Genomic DNA, 18,216 nt, shown 5'->3' with positions numbered 1-18,216 from the left:
AAGAAATCAACTGTCCGAAAACAGATTTTGTCGAAAAATAGCTATTTTTGTCCATCGTAATTTATGTTTTGCAATACAAAAATACGATTCTTTGAAAGAAGCCATTAATTTGGCTTCTTTTTTATCGGACAATAATGATTTAAAATTTAAAATATATTATTATTTAAATAAATTATAGCATTCGCAAAAATAAAGATTGTTAGATGTTTTTTCTCGATTAATATTTTTAAATTAACAGTATTTTAAGATATTTGTCATCAACTAATCATAAATACTAATAATATGAAAATTAATTTTAAGGTTTTGTTGGGGTTTCTGTTGGTACTTTTTGTACAAATGGCAAATGCTCAAGAAATTAAAGTAACAGGTAAAGTTACAGACAAAACGGGCTTGCCTATTCCAGGCGCCAATGTTCTTATAAAAGGAACAAAAACGATAACCCTAACCAGTTTGGACGGTGATTTTGCAATTAACGCCCCAAAAGGTTCGATTTTGGTTGTATCATTTATAGGGATGAAAACCGTTGAAGTGCTAGCAACTAGCAATGTCAATGTAAAAATGGTAGACAATACTAACGAACTAGAAACGGTTCTTGTTATTGGATATGGAACTTCTACCAAGCGAAAATCTACTGATGCAATTGCAAAAGTTTCCGCCAAGGACATCGAACAGATTCCTGTTGCTACGGTACAAAACGCCTTAGTTGGGAAATTGGCGGGGGTTCAAATCACTCAGACCAACGGTAAAGTCGAAGGTGGTATTAGTGTACGAGTTCGAGGTGCAGCCAGTATTAGCGCAGGTAAAGAACCTTTATATGTATTAGATGGAATTCCATTGGTTACCACAAATGAGTCCAACAATGGTGCTCCTACAAATCCATTGGTTACTTTAAGTCCAAACGAAATTGAGTCTATTGATGTATTAAAAGATGCTTCTTCTGCAGCTATTTACGGAGCTCGTGGTGCAAATGGTGTGGTAATTATTACGACCAAAAAAGGAAAATCAGGAAAAGGATCTTTTGCAATTAACTTGTCACAAGGAGTTAGTGAAGCTACAAACAAAAGAAAATGGCTGAATGCCGCTCAATACGTGGAGCTTTTTACTGAAGCATCAATCAATGGTTTGGGAGATGCTGTGGAGGCCGAAGATACTTTTGATTTCTTGGCTCAAGGTACCGACTGGAGAAAATTAGAAGTAGATTCCGATTGGCAAGACACTGCTTTTCAAAACGGATTTACTAACGATGCCGATTTTTCTGTATCGGGTGGAGATGAAAAAACGAAGTATTTCTTTTCAGGTGCTTACAACAATACAATAGGTATCATTACAAGTAATGAGTTAGAAAGAGTTACTGCAAGAACCAATCTTTCTCACCAAGTTTCGGATAAGTTTACTGCAGGTATGAACTTAAGCTTCTCTAGAACTGAGGTTCAACGTGTACAAGATGACAACGCCTTTACTACACCTTTACAAGCTGTAGCCCAATCGCCTCTTGCACCAATACGTTTGAATGATGGAACAGCAAATCCTAATACCTTATATGCTAACTTCCTATTAGCAATTGATAACTCATATTGGAAAACAATAATGAGAAGAGTAACTGGAAAAGTTTTCGGAGAATATAAATTTGTTCCTTCTTTTAAATTTACTTCTGAGTTTTCTTATGATTTATTATCTCAAACCGAAGACAACTGGAATGGTAGAAATGTACCTTTTATGTCTACAGACGGCGAGGTATTTGCTTCCTCTGTTAACAACGAAACGTATATATGGTCAAACTAATTTTCATATGACAAAACCTTTGGAGAGAAACATACTATCAATGCAGTAGCAGGTATGGAGTTCAATGATTTCAACAGAAGATATCAAGATGTAACTAGTATCTATTTCCCGAATGATAACTTTCAGACCGTTGATGGTGGTGCCGAAGTAAATGCAGGGTCTGGAAACGAAACCGATTATACATTCGAATCACTTTTTGGTAGAGCTACGTATACTTATGACAATAAATATATTCTTAAAGCGAGTATTCGTCGCGACGGTTCATCTCGTTTTGGAAAAAATAATAGATATGGAACATTTCCTGCTGTTTCTGCAGGGTGGATCGTATCAGAAGAATCTTTTTTGAAAGAAAGCAATTTCTTAACCTTTTTAAAGTTAAAGGGAAGCTGGGGACAATTAGGAAATGCTGAACTTGGAAATTTTGCTTCGCGCCAATTATATGGACCAAGTTCATATAATTTAAAATCGGGCCTAGTTTTTACACAAGCTGGAAATCCGAATCTTACTTGGGAAAAATCTTCTCAAACCGATGTAGGATTTGAAGTAGGTTTCTTGAACAAATTTAGTTTAGATTTTGATTATTACAAAAAAAATACCGACGGTTTGCTTTTTAGCGTGCCTTTAGCTTTAAGCTCAGGAGCTTCAACTATTAATCAAAATGTAGGTGTACTAGAAAGCAGTGGTTTAGAGTTTACAGTAAATACCAAAAACATTGATACTGACAAATTGAAATGGTCTACTAGTTTCAATATTACAACAAATCAAACTATTGTAAAAGAATTACCTAACAACAATACAGATCTTCTTGGTACTTTCACTATTAATAGAGTTGGTGAAAATGCTTCTGCATTTTATTTGAAAGAATATGCAGGTGTTGATCCAGCCAATGGTGATGCCCTATTCGTTAAAAACACTGTAAATGCAGACGGTTCATTAGATAAAAGCACTACGAATGATTATTCAGAAGCACAAAGAATTGTAACCGGAAACCCATTTCCAGAATTAATGGCAGGTTTAACCAATACTATGAACTTTGGTGGATTTGATTTCAGTTTCACCTTCCAAGGAGAATGGGGAGCTAGTATCTATAATTCAGCTGGAATATACCAATCTGTAAGCGCTGATTATTTCGACAATCAAACCATAGATCAATTAAATCGTTGGCAAAAACCTGGGGATATTACAAACGTTCCTCAAGCTAGACTATATGGTAGCAATGGAACTGGAGCATCTACACGTTGGTTGCAAAAAACTGATTTTATTCGATTAAGAAATTTAACTTTCGGATTTTCATTGCCTAAAACAACTCTTAAATCTATGGGAATGAGCAATGTTCGAGTTTATGTATCGGGTGTAAATCTACTGACATTTACTAATTATGATGGATATGATCCAGAAGCAAGAAGAGATGATACAGGTATTGGTGAAGAGTTTTATTCTGCTCCACCAGCAAGAACTATCGCATTAGGTGTAAATCTTAATTTCTAAAAACAAAATCAAATGAAAACAAATAAATTAATCATACTTACAATAGTCGCAGCATTTTTTGCTAGCTGTGAAAGTCAATTAGAGAACGATCCTAAACAAAGAGAAGATGCTGCTATTACATTAACGACCGAGAAAGGTGTAACCGATGTTTTATCAGGAACCTATTCAATTTTTGCAACTGGAGATGTCTATGGAGGAAGATTACAAGTTTCTGCTGATTTATTAGCTCAAACTGGTGTTACAGCAACAACTAACTTCAGATGGAGAGGTACATTTGCCACTTTTAGACAAATGTACAACAAATCAATGTTGGTAGATAGCGGGTTAATTCAAGCCATTTGGCAAAGAAATTACGAAATAGTTAATGCAACTAATACTGTCATCGAAAACATAGGTTTGGTTGAAGATCCAGAAAAAGCTAAAACAATGGTTGCCGAAGCGAAGTTTTTACAATCATTAGCTTATTTCGACTTGGTTCGTTTCTTTGCAAAACCTTACGATGCTACTATCACGAACAGTCAATTAGGAGTGGTTATTCGACCAAAAGCAATTTATGATTTTGATACTGACTTATCTGCTGAGAGAAGCACTGTTCAAGAAGTGTATACTTTAGTGATCAACGGATTAAATCAAGCGTATGCAGACTTGCCTGTTGATAATAGTTTTTATGCCAATAAATATGCAGCCAAAGCATTATTAGCTCGTGTTTATTTACAACAACAAAATTATTCAGCAGCTTTAAGTGCTGCAAACGAAGTTATTACTAACAGCGGAGCAGAATTGTCTCCTACTTACAAAGATGCCTTCAATCACGATGTAAATCAAATAGAGGATATTTTTGCAATTCAAATCACTAAACAAACTGGAGACAATCAATTAGTGAATCATTACGGTTCAGAAAAAGTTGGTGGTCGTGGTGGTGATATCGAAATCAGAGCTAATTATTTGAATAAGTTTTCGGATCCAAACGACGAAAGACGTAATTTTAACTACATCAATCCTGATAATGGAAGAAGATTGACCTCAAAATTCACCAATGAGTTTGCAGATGTGCCTATTATTCGCTTGGCCGAGATGCTTTTAATTCGTGCTGAATGTAACTTTATACTAGATTCTGCTGTCGGAGCTACACCTTTAGATGATATTAATGCATTGAGAACCCGTGCAAAGGCAGCCACTTTTACCTCGGTTACTTTACCCCTAATTTTAAACGAGCGTGTTTTAGAATTGGCTATGGAAGGCTTCGCAATTCACGATATCAAAAGAACAAAAGGTTCTATTAGTGCAGCTTATCCTTGGAATTCTGATTTATTGGTATTCCCTATTCCATTAAGAGAAACGGACAACAACAAGAAAATCACACAAAATTCAGGATATTAAGAACTTTGTATTCTAGCTTTATTAAACCATCCGTTAATTCGGATGGTTTTTTTTTTAAGATGTTTTTTTTAGCGTATTAATTTTGAATTTTACTAGTTAATTTAAAACTGAATTCTAAGCAATAAAAAAAGCCTAAAAACAAAAAGTGTTTTCAGGCTATAATCCAAGTATTTAATATTATAATAATCCAATAAGCAAGTCCAACTTCTTCCAAATTCAAGGAAAAAAACTGGTGTTTTTGGCAAGATTAATTCAATTTGTAATTTATGTGCAATACGAATGACTAAATAAAATCATTCAATGCTTTCTCGATTATTGTTAAACATTCGTGAATTTGTTCTTCAGTGATAACTAAAGGTGGAGCAAAACGTATTTTGTTGCCGTGAGTGGGTTTTGCCAATAAGCCATAATCTCTAAAACGAAGACAGATGTTCCAAGCCAAATCGGAATTTTCGCCGCAATTTATAACAATGGCATTCAACAATCCTTTGCCGCGAACCAATTCGATTAACGGATTTCTTTCGGCAATTTCGTTCAATCCTTTTCTCAAAATAATTCCCAATCTCTCGGCATTCTTAGATAAGTTTTCATCACGAACCACTTCAAGTGCAGCTATTGCAACCGCTGCAGCCACAGGATTTCCACCAAAAGTAGAACCGTGCTGTCCAGGTTTAATAACATACATAATTTCGTTATTGGCCAAAACTGCAGAAACAGGATAAACACCACCCGAAATTGCTTTCCCTAAAATTAAAATATCGGGTTTTACTTCAGGATTATTTTCGCAACCATTTTGGCAAGAACAATTACCACAAGTAGCCAATAATCTTCCTGTACGAGCAATGCCAGTTTGCACTTCATCTGCAATAAATAAAACATTGTGCGCTTCACAAAGTGCTTTGGCTTTTGCCAAATAACCTTCGGTTGGAACATAAACCCCAGCTTCTCCTTGAATAGGTTCTACCAAAAATCCTGCGATAGTTGTCGAGGATAGTAAAACTTTTTCTAAAGCGTCAATATTATCGTAAGGTATTTTAATAAACCCTTCTGTAAATGGACCAAAACTTTTACGAGCGCCTTCGTCATTTGAAAACGAAATGATGGTTGTTGTTCTTCCGTGAAAATTATTCTCACAAACAATAATTTGTGCTTGATTTTCGGGAATTCCTTTTACTTCATAACTCCATTTTCTACACAATTTCAAGGCCGTTTCTACAGCCTCGGCACCTGTATTCATGGGTAAAACTTTATCAAACCCAAAATAGTTGGTAACATATTCTTCAAAAACACCTAATTGGTCATTATAAAATGCTCGTGATGTTAAAGTCAATGTTTGTGCTTGTTTGATCATTGCTCCAATAATTTTGGGATGACAATGTCCTTGGTTTACTGCTGAATAAGCCGACAAAAAATCATAGTATTTTTTCCCATCAACGTCCCATACAAAAACACCTTCGCCTTTTTCTAAAACAACAGGAAGTGGATGGTAATTATGTGCTCCGTATTTATTTTCTTTTTCGATTAAAACTTCAGATTTTGATGAAAGTTCTTGGGCTGATTGAATCATTTTTACTATTTGAATTAAATTATCATTAGAAAAGCAATGGATGTTTTTTATTTTACAAAAATAACGATAATTTTGACTTCTATATAGTATAATTTAAAAAAATATATATTATAATATGTTATAAAAAAGTCATTTCTTTTAATTGACAATTGATTTTATGGTTCTCATTAGGATATGAAAAAAAATAATTACTTTTATAATTCAAAAAAAAAGTGATTTTAACTTAAATAATTACAAATGGACCTATTAGATGAATTTGATATTAGCATTATTAAAGAATTAGAAAAAGATGGAAGAATGGCATTTTCGGCAATTGCAACCAATCTGAAAATATCCAATACTTTGGTGCATCAACGCATCAGTAGATTAATCGAACAAAATATCATCACAGGAATAAAACCTGTTTTAAACGAAAAAAAAATCGGTTATGATTGGGGTGCTTTTACTGGAATTACTTTAACCAAAGATCACGACTCCGACAAAGTTATTGAAGCTTTAAAAAATATACCTGAAGTAACGGAATGTTATTTTATTACTGGCTCTTTTACACTGTATATCAAATTGATAGCCAAAGATCATGATCATATGAGAAAATTACTTTATGAAAAAATAGATACTATTCCCGGCATAGCAAAAACTGAATCTATCATAGAATTGGGTTGCGCTTTTAAGCGGAATATTACTTTTTAAATAAAATTATCCTCAAATATATTCCTTTAAATAATCTATGACTACTACCCTATTTTCCTCTGAAAATATTTTCAAATTGTTTTCAGCATTTATCGCAATTCTTTTTAGTACCTCTATTCAAGCGCAAACTCCAAAAGGAAAATTATTTATTATTGGTGGCGGAAATCGTTCTGATCAATTAATGAGTCAACTTTTGACAGTTTCGAGTCTTCAGAAAAAAGATTTCATCGTAGTTTTACCTATGTCGAGCGAAGAACCTGATAGCGCTTACATTTATTTCAAAAAACAAGTAGAAAAACTAACTCCAAACCCAATTGTAATGTTGAATTTCAACAAACAAACGAATTCAAATAAAGTTTTGGTTGATTCCTTGCAAAAAGCAAAACTCATATTTATCAGCGGTGGTGACCAATCCCGTTTTATGCAAGTGGTGAAAAATACTCCTGTTTTCAATGCAATTCATCAAGCGTATCAAAACGGAAGCACTATTTCAGGAACCAGTGCGGGAGCTGCCGTAATGTGCGAACACATGATATCCGGAAACCAAAAATTAGAACCTAAATATACGGCTACCGTTGATAATATTCGCTACGACAATTTAGAAACAGCAGTAGGTTTGGGTTTAATTAAAAACGTGATTATCGACCAGCATTTTCTCAAAAGAAGCCGCTACAACAGATTGATTTCTGGATTAGTAGAATTTCCTACTCACATCGGAATTGGTATTGATGAAAGCACTGCAATCATTGTTCGTAATAAAGAAATTGAAATTGTTGGCGAAAGCGAAGTAGTCGTACTTCAAAACCCAAAAGGAATAACAAAAGCACCCAGAAATAATGCGGTTGGTCTAAAAAAATTAGATATGAGTATTTACTATGAAGGTCAAAAATTTAATATCAAATAAAATGCAAAAATGTAGAGCTATTATCAAATTACAAATCCTTTTTATCGGTTTTTCAACTATTTGTTTTGCACAAAAAATTCACAACAAAGAAATTATTCGACTCCAAAAATTAGCACAACAAGTCACCATAGTAAGAGACAATTGGGGAATCGCTCACGTTTACGGTAAAACCGATGCCGACGCAGTTTTCGGAATGTTGTATGCCCAATGCGAAGATGATTTCAAAAGAGTCGAAATGAACTACATCGAAAAATTAGGCCGTCTTGCAGAAATCAAAGGAAAATCTTATTTATACAATGACTTAGAAACTCGATTGTTAATTGATTTCGGTGAAGCTAAAACCGATTATAAAAATGCCGCACCTTGGCTGAAAAAACTATTAAACAGTTACGCTGATGGAATTAATTATTTCTTATACAAACACCCTGAAGTAAAACCATTAATGCTAACACACTTTGAACCTTGGTTTCCTTTATTGTGGACAGATGGTAGCATTGGAGCAATTAGCACAGCAGATTTATCAAACTCTGAATTAAAATCCTTTTACGGTGGAATTGACAAATTTGCTTATTTCGAAAAAGTGAAAGATATGCAAACTGGTTCCAATGGTTTTGCAATAGCGCCTTCAAAAACAGCTAGCGGCAATGCCATTTTATACATTAATCCACATACTAGTTTTTACTTTCGACCCGAAATTCAAGTCAATAGCGAGGAAGGTCTAAATGCTTATGGCGCGGTTACTTGGGGGCAATTTTTTATTTATCAAGGATTTAATGAAAATTGTGGATGGATGCATACGTCTTCTAATGTGGATGTGGCCGATATCTATGCCGAAAAAATAATAACCAAAAACAAAAAAATATTTTACGAGTACGATTCTAAATTGCTCCGAATACGAGAGAAAAAAATCACCATTAATTATTTGGAAAACGGCAAATTAATTCCCAAAACATTCACGACTTATTTTACAAACAATGGATTAATAATGGCCATAAGAGAGGGAAAATGGATTAGTTTAAAATCGAATAATCGTTCGATGAAAAGCTTGGAACAAAGCTGGATTCGAACCAAATCGAAAAACTTTGACGACTATAAAAAAGCTCTGGAACTGAAGGCCAATACTTCAAACAATACTGTTTATGCTGATAATAAAGGGAATATTGCCTATTGGCACGGAAATTTTATCCCTATTCGAGATAAAAATTTAAATTGGGCAAAAGTAATGGATGGAACTACTTCTGCAACACAGTGGAAAGGTTTACATAATCCATCAGAAACCGTTCATATTTTCAATCCTACTAACGGTTGGTTGCAAAATTGTAATTCAACTCCTTATAGTGTTGCTGGAATCAATAGCCCAAAAGAAGCAAATTATATCCCTTATATGGCTCCCGACGGCGAAAACTATAGAGGCATAAATGCGGTTCGGATTTTGAGCAAAGGAAAAGATTATACCTTAGATAAAATAATTACCGACGGATATGATACCAAACTCTCGATTTTTGAAGTATTAATTCCAGCATTAATTACAAGTTTTGAAAAAAACATTCTACCAGAAAATCCCCTTTATAAGGAATTAATTGAACCTATTACTGTTTTAAAAAATTGGGATTATTATGCTAGCGAAAGTTCTGTAGCTACCACTTTGGCCAATGAATGGGCGTACAAACTAGATCCAATTCTTCAGAAAGTATATATTGACGAGGGCGAAAAGGATCAAGTCGAAAATACTATCCAATTTGCTAAAACGGCTACCCAAGAGCAGTTAATTCCACAATTACAAACAATTGTAAACGAACTAAAAACAAAGTTTGGTTCTTGGCAAATACCTTGGGGAGAACTCAATAGATTTCAGCGTACCAATGGAGATATTGATTTAGTATTCAATGATACTGCGGAAAGTTTGCCTATTGGCAATGGAACTGCACTTTGGGGATGCTTACCTGCTTATAAAAGTGAGTATCAAAACGGAACCAAAAAACGATACGGTTACCACGGAAACAGTTTTGTTTGTGCCGTTGAATTTGGCGCAAAAATAAAAGCTAAATCACTTTTGGCTGGCGGAAACAGCGGAAATCCAAAATCAAAACACTTTAAAGATCAGTCCATATTGTACCAAAAGGGACAATTCAAAGACGTTTTATTCTACAAAGAAGATGTTGAGAAAAATGCGGAACAAACGTATCATCCTGGAGAATGATTTTCATAGTTGTATAGAATTCAATTCGTAAACCTCGAAAGAATTAACTTTTGTTTTGCTTTTTGATAGGAATATTATTTACATATTTGTATAAAAAAAATAGTTATGAAAATCATAAAATACTTAATGTTCGCAACAGTTCTAATTTCAAGCCAATTGTTTGCACAATTAAAACCTGTACAATACAAAGATGCCAATCAGATATTGAATGGTTTTAGCATTCAGCCCGCGAAAAAAAGCCAACAGAAACCTGGAATACTTATACTTCCTGCCTGGTTGGGTATCGATACTCTTTCGAAAGGTACTGCCGAAGACTTGTCACAATTGGGCTATTATGCTTTTGTAGCCGATATTTATGGCGAAGGCAATTATCCGAAAAACTACGCTGAAGCTGGACAAAAAGCAGGTTATTATAAAACTAACTACTTGGAATACCAAAAACGTATTTCATTAGCATTAGAACAATTAATTCTTTCGGGAGCAAACCCTGATAATATAGTAGTAATAGGCTACTGTTTTGGCGGAACTGGAGCACTTGAGGCAGCCAGAAGTCATATGAATATTAAAGGTGTGGTTTCCTTTCACGGTGGATTAGCTAGAGATGAAAAAAGAACTATTGAGCCTATAGCTGCAAAAGTTTTAGTATGTCACGGAGCAGACGACCCTTATGAGTCTGCTGCAGAGATCACTGCTTTTCAACAGGAAATGCGCAACACAAAAGCGGATTGGCAAATGATATATTATGCTAATGCGGTTCATTCTTTTACCAATCCAGAAGCTGGAATCGACAATTCAACAGGAGCTGCTTATAACGAAATTGCTGCGAATCGATCTTGGGAACATTTTAAACTTTTTTTGAATGAAGTTTTAATAAAATAGTTACCAATGTTTAATAATGTAATGTAAATACATCCAAAATGAAAAAACTTATGATTCTTTTTTTGCTGGCATCAACACTTTCGTGTACTTCGCAAAAAAACACAGTTGCAGCAGTTCCGCCAACAAAATACATCAAGACTATTACTGAAGCTGATTTAAAAAAACATCTTTATATTGTTGCTTCTGACGAAATGGAAGGTCGTGAAACTGGTTCCGTTGGACAGAAAAAAGCAGGCGACTATCTTATTAACCATTACAAAACTAACATAATTCCGTTTCCAAAAGGCGCAACAGATTATTACCAAAGAATACCAGCAGCCTATTTGAATACCAAGAAAAATGAAAACTTACCCGATTCTGAAAATATCTGGGCATATATTGAAGGTTCTGATAAACCAAATGAAATAATTGTCATCTCAGCTCATTACGATCATGTTGGAGTGAAAAACAGTGAGGTATACAACGGTGCCGATGACGATGGTTCCGGAACAGTAGCCTTACTAGAGATTGCTAAGGCCTTCGAATTGGCAAAAAAAGAAGGTCACGGACCTAAACGTTCTATATTATTTCTTCATGTAACTGGCGAGGAACACGGACTTCACGGCTCTCGTTTTTATTCTGAAAATCCTTTGTTTCCGCTAGCAAATACAATTACGGATATTAATATTGATATGATTGGCCGACGTGATGAATTTCATAAGGATTCCAATAACTATGTTTATTTAATAGGTTCGGATTATCTTTCTAGCGATTTATACAAGATTTGCGAAGATGCAAACAAAAATTATATCAACTTATTCATCGATTATAAATTCAATGACAGAACAGATCCGAATCGTTTTTACTACCGCTCAGATCATTACAATTTTGCCAAAAACGGCATTCCATCTGTCTTTTTATTTAATGGTGTTCACGCTGATTATCACAAACCTACGGATGAAGTGGAAAAAATTGAGTTTGATGCTTTAACGAAAAGAACTCAACTTGCCTTTGCTATCGCTTGGGAATTAGCTAATAGAGAAAATCGACCAGTAGTTGATAAAAGTGGTAATTAATATAGCAGAAATGATAACGAAGTTTATTGGGACGAATGTTATCGTTATCTGAAAAACCAACTCACAATTAAAGTTATATTTTTTCAAATTGCTAAAACTCTATAGTAATACTGTAAAGACCATAAAAAAAGGAGCAGAAAAAATTTTTCTGCTCCTTTTTTATTTATCATTTATTTTGAAAACTATTTTAGTGTCTCCTTTATAAGTTTTTCTAAAAATCAACTATTTTTTCTAATTTTCTAAAGGCAAGAAGCCATAGGTTTTAGAATAATACAACATTTGTTCGGCAAAAGTTTTTGGTTGTGTTACTTTAATCGAAATAATTTCTCCTTTGGCATCTAATTTTGGAACCAAAACTGGATTTACAAATCCGCTATATGGTGCAGTAGTAAATTGTTTGTTGCGTTCTAAAACTTCTGCGTGTATTTTTTGATCTACTTTCACTCCATAATCTTCAACTAAAGCTTTTCCTGCAGCGTAATCACCTTCGGATTTAATTCGCTGAATTTCGCGCAACAATTGTCCAAATAATTCGTGCAGTTTGTCATAATCATTGATGTTGAAATAGGTTTTTCCGTTACGAGTTAATTTTTCGATTACATTGTCGGCTTTTCCTTTTTCGAAAACCCAAGCACTCACAAATTGACGATTTCTCATATGTGCTTCTTCAATATTTGCTCCCGGTTCTAAACGAATAAGTTGCATCATTAATCCGTTTCGAATGTAACCATCATACGATTCCATCCCCAATTTTTTCCAATCGTCAACCAATCCTAGTTCCTGTAATTTTGGGCTATATACATAGTATAAACCTACTAAATCAGCTCTTCCTTCCTCAAGTGTCGAAGCATAGCTTTTCAACGTTTCCTTTGGTGTTCCTACTCCAGGATTGATTTGCCCTGAGGCGTGACCAATTACTTCATGCAAAGCAGTGTGCATTTTATCTCCTAACTCAGCATATTTTTCGGCTAAAGCAATTTCTTCAGAGTCATTTGCAAATTCTTGCAATCTTCCTTTTCCACCGGCTTTATTGTAAGAATCAATGATGTTTCCCAATGATACTGATTTTGAACCATGTTCTGCACGAATCCAATCCGCATTGGGAAGGTTGACACCAATTGGAGTTGCAGGAGAAGAATCGCCAGATTCACCAGCAACGACAACGGTTTTGTATGATACACCAACCACATTTTTCTTTTTATTTTCAGGAATCAACGGAGAATTATCTTCAAACCATTGCGCGTTCTTTGAAATCACTTCCATCTTTTTAGACATATCAAAATCTTTGATTTGTACAATGCTTTCATAAGAACCTCTATATCCCAAAGGATCATTATAAACTTCAATAAAACTGTTGATGTAATCAATATTTCCATCGGTTGCTTGCGACCAAGCGATGTTGTAATCGTCCCAAGTTTTCAAACTTCCTGTTTTGTAATAACTTATAAGTAGGCCGATGGCGTCACCTTGTTTTTTGTTTTCGGCAACAGTTTGTGCTTTTTCGAGCCAATAAACAATTTTGTTTATCGCTGCTCCATACATTCCGTTGCTTTTCCAAACTTTTTCTTCCAATTGTCCTTTTGAATTGCGAACTAATTTCGAATTCAAACCAAAAGAATAAGGTCTTTTAGCATCAGGACTTGTTTTCTTGGCATAAAAAGCCTCAACTTCTTTTGCAGAGATTCCTTTATCGTAAAAATTAATAGCTGAACCTTCCAATAATCCTTTGGATTCATCGAGATTTACTTTTTTGGAATCGGCGTCATTGAATATAATTGCTACAATAGCTGGTGATAAACTTGTTTTTGTAGCTTTCATTAAATCATTAAAATAAGTAGCAGAAAATGCAGGTTTTATTTTATCATTTGAATAATGATGATGAATTCCGTTAGCAAACCAGACTCTTTTAATATAAATTTCAAAATTTTTCCAGTCATTCGACTTTTTGTCGCCTTTGTAATTTACATAAATATTTTCGAGAGCTTTTCTGATTTTTAGATTGTATTTATAATGTTGATCCCAACCAATATCACGACCAGAATAACCAGCTTGAGTGAGATAATAGACTAATTTTTGTTCTTTCAACGTGAGATTTTCCCATCCTTGAATTTGATAGCGCAGCACTCTTATGTCTGAAAATTGTTCGACAACATAATCAAATGGAGTTTCTGGCGGTGTTTTTAGGTTCTCAGTTTTGGTTGTCTGCGCATTGCAAATAAGAGAAACACTAAGTGTCATAAAAATACCAGCAATTTTAAATAATTTCATCAGTATTAATTTAGTAGATTTAAAAAAAATATTTAACAAATGTACGTCTATTTAAATAATTTGTAACAAATAAAATTACTTTGTCAAACGATTAAAAAAATACAAAGTTGTTCTGAATCCCTAATTTTATTGGTTAATTCCGAGTAATTTGACATATGATACTTCTAAAAACTAAATACATTAAATAAATAAATTGCAAATTTTTTTATACTTATTTGGCAAGTTAAACGTATTAATAAAATTTCTAACTTTACAAATGAAATTAACCTATCGATTATGAGAATTTTAAAGTACCTCTTTCTATTACTTTTGCTTAGTTTAGTAGCACTATCCATTTTTATAGCCACCCAAAAAGGAGTATTTACAGTCGAAAAAAGCAAGATAATCAATTCGCCAAGATCATCGGTTTTTAGTTATGCCAGCGATTTAAAGAATTGGAAGGATTGGAATTCATTGGCCGTTGAAGATTCACTTATTAATATCACTTATTCTAATAAAACCATTGGGGCAGGCAGTTTTTGCAATTGGGATGGTAAAGAAGGAAGCGGTGAACTGAAGATAACAAACACCAAAGAAAACGATAGCATTCTTCAAACAATGAGTTTTAATGGTAACTCAGCTGATATTGTTATCGGTTTTAAAGATACTTTAGGAAAAACGAAAGTAACTTGGAAAGCAAAAGGACGAATGAGCTTTCTCTTTAAGGTAAAAACTATTTTTGATGGTGGTGCCAATAGAATATTTGGAGACATTTTCGAAAAAAGCTTAGCGAATTTAGATAAAAAATTGGATTATGAAATAAATACTTATAATGTAAATGTAAATGGTGTGGTAAAAAAACTCGAGGCTTTTTATCTTGCTCAAACATTTACAAGTGAATTTTCTAATGTGGGTAAAAATTCTGGTATCGTGTTTTCTAAAATCACAACTTTTTGTACTAATAATAATATCACAGTTAATGGAAAACCTTTTGTAATATATCACACTTATGATACCACAAATAAGCTGACTAAAATATCGATTTGTATTCCTATCAAAAAATCAATTTTTATAACCGAAGGAAGCGAAATTTCATCAGATACTCTTAAATCATTTGATGCTGTAAAAGCAACACTTACAGGTGATTACTCGCATCGAGATAAAGCATTAAATAAAACATTAGAGTTTCTCAAAAAAAACAACCTAAAAACCGATCCTTCATTTTCACATCTCGAAGTATATTCAATTGGTAAAAACGAAATCAATAATCCATCAAAATGTAAGACCGAAATTTATTTCCCAACAAGACCAAAAGTTGTTTATAAAAATCCGGTAGTTATTCCTGCCAAAACTGTAGAAGTGACCCCAAAAGTTATTGAAGAAAAAGAAATTCCATCTGAATTTTAATTTTTTTACCACTACGATTAAACCTATTCGGAAAATTCCAATCTAAATTTATAAATTACAGCTTTGCAAGAGGAAAAGGAATTTATTCAGGAGCTATTAAACCCAAAAACGCAAGATAAAGCGTTTGAAAGACTCTTGAAAAATTATCAGAAACCGCTGTACAATCATATTAGGAATATCGTTTTGAATCACGATGATGCAAATGATGTTTTGCAAAATACTTTTGTAAAAGTGTTTCAAAATTTGATTAAATTTAAAGGAGAAAGTAAACTTTTTTCGTGGATTTATCGAATTGCAACTAATGAAGCCTTGACTTTTTTAGCTCAAAAAGCAAAAAAAAGCGGCATTTCATCCGAAACTTTGCAAAACAAAACCATAGACAATTTAAAAGCTGACGTATATTTTGATGGGAATGATATTCAAATAAAATTGCAAAAAGCAATTGTATTATTGCCTGAGAAACAACAACTCATCTTTAAAATGAAATATTTTGAAGAACTGAAATACGAAGAAATCTCAGAAATACTGGGAACTTCGGTCGGAGCCTTAAAAGCATCCTACCATCTTGCAGTTAAAAAAATAGAAGCCTTTGTAACAAAAAATTAAACCTTTTGACTTTGATAAAGTCTAACGAATATGAAAACATTTACACTAGATAACGAGCCTAACATAAATACCGGATTTACAGTACCTGAGAATTATTTTGAGGATTTTTCGAAAAAAATGATGCAACAATTACCTGAAAAGGAAGCTAAGCTAATCCCAATTTATGTTAGAAAAAAAACATGGTTGTATGCAGCTGCAGCTATTTTGATACTGGCTTTGTCGATTCCTATTTATACTAATTATTATAATAATTCTTCTGAAATTGATGACGTTACTTTAGAAAATTATATTACCTATCAGTCTACTGTTTCTGATGCAGACCTAGTAAATCTGCTCGACGAACAAGATATTCAAAAAATGAGTGTTGACTTGGGCATTGAAGATATAACTATCGAAAACGAACTCTCACAAAATAAGAATTTAGAACAATACCTATTAAATTAACACAAAATGAAAACAAACAAATATTTAATACTAGCTGTATTTTTACTTTCGATTTCATCATTTTCGCAAACACATATGGAAGATAAGAAAGAGCAAATTAGAACTTTAAAAGTTGGTTTTATTACTAATGAATTAGCTTTGACAACTGATGAAGCTACAAAGTTCTGGCCTATTTACAATGCTTATGATGACAAGCAATTTGAAATAAGACATCAAAAAATGAAAGCCTTCAAGCTACGAATGGATGTTGATTTGGAAAAAATAAGCGAAAAAGAAGCTGCAGCTTTACTTGCCCAAATGGAAAATACAGAAGATGAATTGTATCAAATGAGAAAAAAATTCGTCGCTAACCTTAAAGGTGTTTTGCCATCTGTGAAAATCATACAATTAAAAAAGGCCGAAGACGATTTTAATAGAAAGTTGTTACAACAATATCGGAATAAAGGGCCTAGGAAATAAAATTTCTATTTTTTAAATGCTTTTGAAAAAACCAAGAAATAGCTTTATCTGTTTTTTGGTTTTTTTTTGTATAATTTTCATTTGATGATTAAAAATAATATTATAATTTATAAAATAGTGATTTTAAATGTTTTAATATTAATTTTATGTTATTGGTATTTATGTAATTAATTAATTGGCACAGTAATTGGATTGCTTTAAATAAATAACTCAATTCTATTTATTATGAAAACTCAAGTACTTTTATTAGCAATAATCAGTTCTGTATTTGCAACACAAATACAGGGGCAAAACAGAACCATTATAAATGCACAAAATTCTGAAATTAGTGACAATTTAGATCTAAGAGTTGTGGCATCTATCTTTGGTGATTCGAGAAATCTAAACGATTTTGAAAGACAATTGAATGATCCAAAACTTCAAATTTCGAATTTAGATTTGAATAATGATGGGCAAGTAGATTATTTACGTGTTATCGAATCAGTTGAAAAACGGACACATTTAGTCATCATTCAAGCGGTTCTTGATCGCGATGTATATCAAGATGTTGCTTCAATAGAAGTTGAAAAAAACTGGATAAATAATATTCAAATTCAAGTGGTTGGGAATCCTTATTTCTATGGACAAAATTATATTTATGAGCCAGTATTTTTTAACACTCCATTAATTTATGCTAATTTGTGGATGTCGAATTATCAACCCTATTGTTCGAATTGGAATTGGAATTATTATCCAAGTTATTATTACGCTTGGAATACTTATCCTATTTTTAGATACAGAAATAACGTAAATATTTGCCTTAACAATTACAGCAACAATCACTACAACTACGTAAATTATAGAAGAAGTAGTTACGCAGCAAATAATTACAACATAAGCCACTCTAATGGTTATGAAAGACATAATCCTGATTATTCATTTTCTAGAAGAAATGCTACAGTAAGTAATCGTTACGAATTAGATCAAATAAGAAATACTAGAAGTGGTAGTTCAAGAAACGGTCTTGGATATTCACAAACCAGAACCGAAAATCCAAGAGAAACTAGTCCGAAAAGAACTTCCACACAAAGAGATTATTCACAAACCAGAACCGAAACTCCAAGAGAAA

The 18,216-nt window shown here is 33.2% G+C and carries 13 protein-coding genes and 1 pseudogene; 12 read left to right on the top strand and 2 right to left on the bottom strand.

Annotated elements, in window-relative coordinates:
* Positions 1–282 precede the first annotated feature (282 nt).
* Together RMO83_RS03750 and RMO83_RS03745 are read left to right on the top strand one after the other, a co-directional pair.
* A pseudogene (locus RMO83_RS03750) lies at positions 283–3,270 on the top strand (SusC/RagA family TonB-linked outer membrane protein).
* Positions 3,271–3,282: 12 nt separating this feature from the next.
* Positions 3,283–4,650, top strand: a complete 1,368-nt coding sequence (locus RMO83_RS03745; protein ID WP_310558337.1) for a RagB/SusD family nutrient uptake outer membrane protein — start codon at positions 3,283–3,285, stop codon at positions 4,648–4,650.
* 283 nt (positions 4,651–4,933) lie between these two features.
* On the opposite strand, the gene rocD is transcribed toward RMO83_RS03745, so the two are convergent.
* Entirely contained in the window at positions 4,934–6,217 is a 1,284-nt protein-coding gene (gene rocD, locus RMO83_RS03740) for an ornithine--oxo-acid transaminase (RefSeq protein WP_310558336.1), read from the bottom strand.
* 237 nt (positions 6,218–6,454) lie between these two features.
* On the opposite strand from rocD, the gene RMO83_RS03735 reads away from it, so the two are divergent.
* From RMO83_RS03735 to RMO83_RS03715, 5 genes are all read left to right on the top strand, one after another.
* Entirely contained in the window at positions 6,455–6,907 is a 453-nt protein-coding gene (locus RMO83_RS03735; protein ID WP_310558335.1) for an Lrp/AsnC family transcriptional regulator, read from the top strand.
* A 37-nt stretch (positions 6,908–6,944) separates the two neighbouring features.
* The gene (locus tag RMO83_RS03730; RefSeq protein ID WP_310558334.1) at positions 6,945–7,811 is read left to right on the top strand and encodes a cyanophycinase; all 867 of its coding nucleotides are present in this window, start codon (positions 6,945–6,947) and stop codon (positions 7,809–7,811) included.
* A 1-nt stretch (position 7,812) separates the two neighbouring features.
* Entirely contained in the window at positions 7,813–10,011 is a 2,199-nt protein-coding gene (locus RMO83_RS03725) for a penicillin acylase family protein (protein WP_310558333.1), read from the top strand.
* Between the two features lie 105 nt (positions 10,012–10,116).
* Positions 10,117–10,890, top strand: a complete 774-nt coding sequence (locus RMO83_RS03720) for a dienelactone hydrolase family protein (RefSeq protein WP_310558332.1) — start codon at positions 10,117–10,119, stop codon at positions 10,888–10,890.
* A 38-nt stretch (positions 10,891–10,928) separates the two neighbouring features.
* Entirely contained in the window at positions 10,929–11,945 is a 1,017-nt protein-coding gene (locus RMO83_RS03715; RefSeq protein ID WP_310558331.1) for a M28 family metallopeptidase, read from the top strand.
* A gap of 231 nt (positions 11,946–12,176) precedes the next feature.
* Here the strand turns inward: RMO83_RS03715 and RMO83_RS03710 are convergent, their stop codons facing one another.
* Complete coding sequence (locus RMO83_RS03710; protein WP_310558330.1) at positions 12,177–14,213, bottom strand: dipeptidyl-peptidase 3 family protein; 2,037 nt, start codon at positions 14,211–14,213, stop codon at positions 12,177–12,179.
* Between the two features lie 276 nt (positions 14,214–14,489).
* Here RMO83_RS03710 and RMO83_RS03705 point away from each other — a divergent pair, with 276 nt between their 5' ends.
* The 5 genes from RMO83_RS03705 to RMO83_RS03685 all read left to right on the top strand — a co-directional run.
* Entirely contained in the window at positions 14,490–15,599 is a 1,110-nt protein-coding gene (locus RMO83_RS03705; RefSeq protein WP_310558329.1) for a GyrI-like domain-containing protein, read from the top strand.
* Positions 15,600–15,662: 63 nt separating this feature from the next.
* Positions 15,663–16,205, top strand: coding sequence for a sigma-70 family RNA polymerase sigma factor (locus tag RMO83_RS03700; protein WP_310558328.1), 543 nt, complete (start codon positions 15,663–15,665; stop codon positions 16,203–16,205).
* Positions 16,206–16,235: 30 nt separating this feature from the next.
* Positions 16,236–16,649, top strand: coding sequence for a hypothetical protein (locus RMO83_RS03695; protein ID WP_310558327.1), 414 nt, complete (start codon positions 16,236–16,238; stop codon positions 16,647–16,649).
* A 6-nt stretch (positions 16,650–16,655) separates the two neighbouring features.
* Entirely contained in the window at positions 16,656–17,108 is a 453-nt protein-coding gene (locus tag RMO83_RS03690; protein ID WP_310558326.1) for a sensor of ECF-type sigma factor, read from the top strand.
* A gap of 225 nt (positions 17,109–17,333) precedes the next feature.
* The coding region (locus tag RMO83_RS03685; protein WP_310558325.1) for a hypothetical protein at positions 17,334–18,216 on the top strand (883 nt) is incomplete at its 3' end.

Origin of the sequence: Flavobacterium sp., from assembly GCF_031423415.1 — a bacterium.
In the GTDB taxonomy this organism is placed as follows: Bacteria; Bacteroidota; Bacteroidia; order Flavobacteriales; family Flavobacteriaceae; genus Flavobacterium.
The sequence above is the reverse complement of the archived record's forward strand: the minus strand, read 5'-3'. Positions and strand labels throughout refer to the sequence as shown.